4 protein-coding genes and 1 pseudogene are annotated in these 7,179 nt (G+C 59.1%); 3 read left to right on the plus strand and 2 right to left on the minus strand.

Features of this window, described 5'->3' with window-relative positions; translation table 11 throughout:
• Positions 1-13: 13 nt before the first annotated feature.
• Positions 14-771 (minus strand): annotated as a pseudogene (locus CLM60_RS05965) (IS5 family transposase).
• A gap of 383 nt (positions 772-1,154) precedes the next feature.
• Here CLM60_RS05965 and CLM60_RS05970 point away from each other — a divergent pair.
• The 3 genes from CLM60_RS05970 to CLM60_RS05980 all read left to right on the plus strand — a co-directional run bounded on the left by CLM60_RS05970 (position 1,155) and on the right by CLM60_RS05980 (position 5,904).
• On the plus strand, positions 1,155-2,033 hold the full coding sequence (locus tag CLM60_RS05970; RefSeq protein WP_095588254.1) for an AraC family transcriptional regulator: 879 nt from the start codon (positions 1,155-1,157) through the stop codon (positions 2,031-2,033).
• Between the two features lie 725 nt (positions 2,034-2,758).
• A complete protein-coding gene (locus CLM60_RS05975; RefSeq protein ID WP_095588255.1) occupies positions 2,759-3,328 on the plus strand; it encodes a biliverdin-producing heme oxygenase in 570 nt (189 codons plus the stop codon).
• The gene (locus CLM60_RS05980; RefSeq protein WP_095588256.1) at positions 3,325-5,904 is read left to right on the plus strand and encodes an HWE histidine kinase domain-containing protein; all 2,580 of its coding nucleotides are present in this window, start codon (positions 3,325-3,327) and stop codon (positions 5,902-5,904) included. The genes CLM60_RS05975 and CLM60_RS05980 overlap by 4 nt, the downstream gene beginning before the upstream one ends.
• 108 nt (positions 5,905-6,012) lie before the next feature.
• Here CLM60_RS05980 and CLM60_RS05985 read toward each other — a convergent pair.
• Positions 6,013-7,112, minus strand: a protein-coding gene (locus CLM60_RS05985) for an IS3 family transposase (protein WP_095587531.1) whose coding sequence is annotated in 2 segments (ribosomal slippage) — positions 6,013-6,851 and positions 6,851-7,112 — 1,101 coding nt in all. Because the reading frame shifts where the segments join, the coding sequence is not laid out codon by codon here.
• Positions 7,113-7,179 lie beyond the last annotated feature (67 nt).

Raw genomic sequence — 7,179 nt, forward strand, 5'->3', positions numbered from 1 at the left:
TTAGGTTCAGGGTTCATAACCAATAGATGACGAGAGCAGCGAGAGCGATTGCTGAGAGGAACACCTTGGAGCATCGGTCGTATCTGGTCGCCAGGCGCCGCCAATCCTTGAGCCTGCCGAACATGATCTCGATCCGGTTTCGCCATTTGTAGCGGCGCTTGTCGTATTTAACCGGCGTCTTGCGTTGCTTTCGTCCAGGGATACAGGCGCGTATCCCCTTGTCCTGCAATGCTTCTCGGAACCAGTCGGCGTCGTAGCCGCGATCCCCGAGCAGCCATTTGACGTTTGGCAGGCGACTGAGCAACGCCCGCGCGCCGATGTAGTCGCTCACCTGTCCTGCGGTGACGAACAAGTCGATTGGGCGTCCCTGGCTGTCACAGACGGCATGCAGTTTGGTGTTCATTCCGCCCTTGGTCCGACCGATCAGGCGGCCACGCCCCCCTTTTTCACGGCCATGCTGGTCGCTGTTCGGTGGGCCTTGAGATATGTCTCGTCAATCATCACGGTATTCTCTTCAGCATGCTCCGCAGCCAGGCCGACCATCATCCGGGCGAAGATGCCTTTCTCGCTCCAACGCCCCCACCGGCTGTAGAGCGTTTTGTGGGGGCCATAGGCTGCGGGAGCATCGCGCCACCTTAAGCCATTGCGGTTGATGAAAATAATTCCGCTCAAAACCCGCCTGTCGTCAACACGGGGCTTGCCATGGGACTTCGGAAAGAAGGGTTACAGACGCGCCATCTGCGCGTCGGTCAGCCAGAAAAGATCGCTCATGTTACCGCTCCGTTTTGGAGCCCTGAATCACGCCGCGCGGCGGAAATCAATGCATCCTGACCCTAGGAAACGGAAGGTAAATGTCGGTTAACAATCAACTTCAACCACTTGATTTAAATTAGCAGATGCCAGGTTTGTCCCGCACAGTCGACCTTACGCGCTGGCCGGTCCTATGACTGCAATGCGGACAATGCTGCCGTTCGCCGTTCATACATCAATGTCCGGTTTGGTGAACCGTTCAACAAACGGTGGTTTTTGGTATGTCGTGCGGATGGCTGACAATAATGGTGGATGGAAAAAGCCCAACAGATAATTCAGCAAGTTTGGTCAAGCACGTCTTACCGTGAGCCTGTAGCACTAAAGGGGCCACGAAGGAGACGATAATGAAGACGGCCCTTGAGCATTACAATGCCCGGATGCAGCGCGTGCTGGATCACATTGAGCAGCATCTCGGTGATGATCTTGATTTGGATGTCTTGAGTCGCGTAGCTGCGTTCTCAAAGTTCCACTTTCATCGGCAGTTCTCGGCACTGTTTGGGATTTCCCCGCATCGGTATGTTCAACTCGCTCGCATGAAGCGGGCATCATACAGGCTTGCTTTCAGAGAAACGGATGCGGTTACCGACATCGCGTTGGACGCCGTTTATGAAAACCCAGAAACATTTACCCGTGTTTTCAGGGAGCGGATTGGGCAATCACCATCAGAGTTCCGCCAAACACCCGAATGGGAATCGTGGCTTGCAACCTTCGACCCACTGACAAAAGCCAGGAACAAATACATGACAAATTATAGCAAAGACGATGTGAACATCGTAGAATTTTCCGCAACCGCCATTGCTGTGATGGAGCATCGCGGCGATCCTACAAAAATAGGCGATACGATCCAGCGATTTATTGCATGGCGAAAGACTGCTGGGCTACCGCCACGTGTCAGCGATACATTCAATATATTTCACACCGACCCGCTCACGACATCGCCTGCGGAGTTTCACATGGACTTGTGTGCTTCGACAGATCGAAAGATTGCACAAAACGACGCAGGCGTCAGATCTGGAACAATCCCCGCCGGACGTTGCGCAGTCCTGCGCATGACCGGGTCAAGCGATGACCTTGAGGAAGCCGCTACGTTTCTTTATCGCGACTGGCTGCCCGCAAGCGGGGAAGAGACGCGAGACTTCCCATTTTTTTGTCAACGCATAAGTTTCTTTCCTGACGTTCCAGAAAACGCGGCTGTGACTGACCTTTTTGTGCCGCTGAAGTAACGACGAACGCTCCCGCCGCAGTGGGAGCGTCTCTTGATGCCGACTTCTGAGGGCGTTCCAAAATACCTCGTTTTTGGTAAAGCCTCAAAACACCTCGACTGAAGCTGCCAAAAACCCCATTCAAAACCCATGTAGTTGTCGAAGGTTCTTGGTCGCTCTCATGATAGTGGACATTGGAGCGCCGCGCAGCATCGGTCAAAGTGGGCTCAAAGCCGACATTTTCTGCATAGCGAAATGAATTGAGGCGGGGCCGATGGTCCCGCCGCACGTGTTTTCTGCGCCAGCGGGATTTGGACAAGCCAAACACCTCTGGCCGTCAGGGTGAGGGCGCTGCCCTCCCCCTCGGGCAACCCTATTAGACAGGGCCGTGTCCTCGGCTGCGCCTGCGGGCCGAACCACCCCTGTCGAATAGCATTGCCTCGCCCCCTCCCGCGTTCGCCACGTGGCAGATCCGCAGGAACAGGCGGCTTCGCCGTCTGACCTGCAAATCAGCACTGATTTTCCCAAAAGGAAGTCAGACCAACAGGCAACGGTGCTACGGCCAACAGCCGGTTGGCGCAGCGGTACGCCTGCCTGAAAAATCTCATTCCTGGCCTGTTGCTATGTCATGGTTTATTGACAGCGCAATCCTGGCGCGTGACCTAGCAAAACCTGTTGACAGGAACAGCGATCCGATTGTCGTGTTTTGGTGAAGATGAAAGAGTGATGGATTGCAAGAGGTTAGAATGCTGCCGGACTTCAGAAAAGCGCTGAAAGACGCGACGCAGCCCGATCACGAGCGCGTCGACCGTTTGCTGTCCGCGTTCGACATTGCGACGCGCGACGGGTTTGCGTCCTTTCTGGCCGTTCACCGGCGCTGTTACCTGGCCATGCTGCGCGCGGCCGCGCCCGGCGGGACGGCATCCAACAGCCTGGACGGCATGCTGGCCGACATCGAAATCGATCTTGCGACGCTGAACGCGCCGCATGATGTCGACCCCGCGCCGGTCGCAAAACAGGTGGACGCGCTGGCGCTGGACTATCTGATCGAAGGGTCGCGGCTGGGAACACAGGTTCTGAAACGCGCCTGGGCGGGATCGCGCGACCCGATCGTGCAGGAGGCGCGGGCCTATTTCACGACCGCGCCGATATCCGGCAGATGGGCCGAGGTCTGCCGCGCGCTGTCGGAAATCCCCGCCGACAGCCCGCGCGCTGAAACGATCATCCGGGATACAAAACGGCTTTTTGGCATGTTCCATGATGAAGCCGGCAATATAATCGCATCACAGAATCCAGCAGCAGAGGTCATGTCATGAAGCAGCCTGAAACCGCGGCAGATCCCAGTAAGGCGGTAGATCTCACGAATTGCGATCGTGAGCCCATCCATCTTCTGGGCAATGTGCAGGCGTATGGCTGCCTGATCTCGACTTCGGCGGACATGATGATCAACCATCTGTCGGCCAATTGCGAAACCATGTTGGGACTGTGCCCGCAGGATGTTGTCGGCAAGCGGCTGCTGGAGTTCCTGCCCGAACGGACCATTCACGATCTGCGGACCAAGCTGCAGCTCAGCAGCAGTTCGGGCGCCAGCATCAGCCGGCTCTTTGCCTATGACGTGCTACAGAACGGAACGCTGTTCGATATCTCGGTCCACGCTTCGGGCCCCTCGTTCATCTTCGAATTCGAACCCAAGACGGGCACGAACGAGCGCGACGACCTGGCGCTGGTGCAGCCGCTGATCGCGCGTGTGAACAGGAAGGACACGGTCGCCGATGCGGTGCAGGAGGCCGCGACGGCGTTGCAGGTCCTGTCGGGCTTTGACCGCGTGATGGTCTATCGGTTTGCGCCCGACGGTTCGGGCGAGGTGATTGCCGAGCGTCACGTGCCGGGGATGGAGCCGTTCCTGGGCCTGCGCTATCCGGCCAGCGACATTCCCAAACAGGCGCGCGCGCTTTACACGCGCAGCACCTTGCGTCTGATCGCCGATGTGGATGGCCAGGTGTCGCCCCTCGTCCCCGAACGAAACCCCAATGGCGATCCGCTGGATCTGTCATTGTCGGTCACGCGCGCGGTGTCGCCGATCCACCTGGAATACCTGCGCAACATGGGCGTGGGCGCGTCGATGTCGGTGTCGATCCTGAAAGACGGCGCGCTTTGGGGGCTGTTTGCCTGTCATCACCAGACCCCGCGCTATGTGGATTACGAACGGCGCACGGCGATCGAGCTGTTCGCGCAGCTGTTCTCGTATGAGCTGGAGCGCAAGATCGAGGCCCAGATCCGCGCCGAAGAGCGCGGCTCGCGCGATTTGCACGACCGCCTGATGGTGCGGCTGTCCACCGGCGGCGATCTTGTCGACAGTTTCGAGGTCATTGCCGAAGAGCTGGCGCAGATCGTGGCCTGCGACGGTCTGGCGATATTCTCCGAGGGGCGCTACACCGCCCGCGGCGCCGCCCCCACCGCCGAGGAATTCAGACGCCTGGCCCGTTTCCTGAACATGGCGCCGACGGGCAAGGTGTTTTCCACCGACAGCCTGATCGCGAACTATCCCGACGCCGAGGTCATTGCCGACCGCGTTGCCGGGCTGTTGACGGTGCCCATTTCGCGCACGCCCCGGGATTACATCGTGTTCTTCCGCCGGGAAATCACGCGCTCGGTCCGTTGGGCCGGCAACCCCGAAAAGCCGGTCGAGGTCGGGCCGAACGGCATCCGGCTGACACCCCGCAAAAGCTTCGAGGCATGGACCGAAACGGTGCGGGACACATCCGCCCCCTGGTCGGAAAGCGAACTGCGCGCGGCCGAGGCATTGCGCATCTCGCTGATCGAGATCGTTCTGAAACTGACGGACGAGGCCAATGCCGAACGCCGATCGGCCGCAGAAAAGCAGGAATTGCTGATTGCCGAGCTGAACCACCGCGTCCGCAACATCCTGAACCTGATCCAGGGGCTGGTGTCGCAAAGCAAGGCGGGCGTGGCGACGATCGAAGGCTATACCAAGGTTCTGGACGGGCGGATTCAGTCGCTGGCCCGCGCGCATGACCAGCTGACGCGGCTGGATTGGTCGCCCAGCCCGATCCGCGAGCTTATCCAGGTCGAGGTCAACGCATATCTGAACGGCCAGAAAGACCGGCTGATGGTGACGGGCGACGCGCCGCTACTGGCGCCCGAGGCGTTCTCGTCCATGGCGCTGGTCATTCATGAACTGGTCACGAACTCTGCCAAATACGGCGCGCTTACGGATCGGTCCGGCAAGGTCGGCATCGATCTGCACATCGCCGATGACGGCGCGCTGCTCATCGAATGGCGCGAAAGCGGCGGCCCCCCGGTGCGGGCCCCGTCCCATCGCGGGTTCGGCTCGACCATCATCGAACGCACGGTTCCCTTCGAACTGAACGGAACGGTCGCGACACGCTATAACCTGGCCGGGTTCGAGGCCGACATCATGATCCCGTCCAGATACGTCTCCGAGGGCATGATCGCGGACCAGACCGACCCGGCGGACGAAGAGCCCGAAACACCCGACCCCCAGGTCGCGGTGACGGGAACCGCCCTGATCCTGGAAGATAACATCGTCATTGCGCTCGAGGCGTCGGACATCCTGACCGAGATCGGCGCCAGCGACGTAAAGCTGGTCAGCACCGTTGAAGAGGCGCTTGCGACCATCGCGGACGACCAGATCGCCTTTGCGGTTCTGGACATCAACCTGGGCAACCACACATCGCTACCCGTGGCCCAGGACATGCGCGCGCGGAACATCCCCTTTGTGCTGGCCACCGGGTATGGGGATGTCGAATCCATCCTGGCCGAATACCCTCAAGCGCCGGTCGTCCAGAAGCCGTTCACCTCGGAAAGCCTGGCGCGCAAAGTCGCAAAGGCGTTGACGACCCGCGGTTGAAAGGATGTGCTTTCCACCATGGGTGGCATGACGTGTCACGGGCGCCTTGTGACCTGAGACCCGACTTCCCTCCAGCGTTTGGGAGAATCCGTCGGTTGATTTCTGGCCTTATGCAGCCTTGGTTTCCAGTCTCGATTTCAACGCAAATTCCCGCGGCGTGAGATTGCCGAGCGATGAGTGGGGTCTGTGTCGGTTATAGTCGTCCTTCCATGCTGTGATCTTCTCTCGGGCTTCGGCGAGCGATGAGAATAGGGTTTCATTCAAGAGTTCGTCGCGGAAGCTGCCGTTGAAACTTTCCACGAATGCGTTCTGCATAGGCTTTCCCGGTGCGATATAATGCCAGTCGATCCGTGTCTCCTGGCACCATCTGAGCACCGCCATACTGGTCAGTTCCGTCCCGTTGTCGCTGACAATCGTTCTGGGACGTCCACGCCGCGCCATGATCGCCGTCAGTTCACGCGTGACACGCAGACCGGAGAGCGACGTATCGGCGACGAGCGCCAAGCATTCGCGGCTGAAGTCGTCTACGATGGCGAGCACCCGGAACCGTCGCCCATCTGTGAAGGCGTCAGACATGAAGTCCAAGCTCCAGCGTTCATTGGGGCGTTCCGGCATCAGCATTGGCCTTCGCGTTCCGAGAGCACGCTTTCGACCACCTCGCTTGCGGACTTGCAGCTTCTCTTCACGATATAGCCGCCTCAGCTTCTTTTGGTTCACCTGCCATCCTTGACGCTCGAGCATGACATGGACATGGCGATATCCGAACCGGCGACGCTCAGCAGCCACTGCCTTCATTGCCTTGCGCAGACCCGCGTCGTCCGGGCGCACGCTTTGATACCGCACACTCGACCGATCAACGCCAAGAACAGAACACGCCCGCCGCTGGCTTACCTCGTGCTCTTTGCACAAGTGCGCCACAGCATCCCGCTTCGCGCCGGGCGTCACCACTTTCGCGAGGCGACATCCTTCAACATCGCGTTGTCCAGCATCTGCTCGGCCAACAGCTTCTTCAGCTTCGAGTTCTCGTCCTCCAGCGACTTCAGCCTCTTGGCGTCCGACACTTCGAGGCCGCTGAACTTCGCCTTCCATTTGTAGAACGTGGCCGAGCTGATCCCATGCTCGCGGCATACATCAGCCGTCGAAACGCCGCCCTCCTGCTGCTTCAGGATCGCGATGATCTGCTCTTCGTTAAACCGTGATCTCTTCATTCTGTTCGTCTCCTTTGTTGGGGCGAACTCTACCTCAAACTGGAGGAGAAAACGGGTCTCAGGTCAC

Source organism: Actibacterium ureilyticum (assembly GCF_002285435.1).
Classification (GTDB): domain Bacteria; phylum Pseudomonadota; class Alphaproteobacteria; order Rhodobacterales; family Rhodobacteraceae; genus Actibacterium_C; species Actibacterium_C ureilyticum.

Excerpts from the sequence above, each read along its gene's own strand:
- CLM60_RS05975 (WP_095588255.1), top strand. The coding sequence starts at position 2,759 with ATGCTGCCGGACTTCAGAAAAGCGCTGAAAGACGCGACGCAGCCCGAT.
- CLM60_RS05970 (WP_095588254.1), top strand. The coding sequence starts at position 1,155 with ATGAAGACGGCCCTTGAGCATTACAATGCCCGGATGCAGCGCGTGCTG.
- CLM60_RS05980 (WP_095588256.1), top strand. The coding sequence starts at position 3,325 with ATGAAGCAGCCTGAAACCGCGGCAGATCCCAGTAAGGCGGTAGATCTC.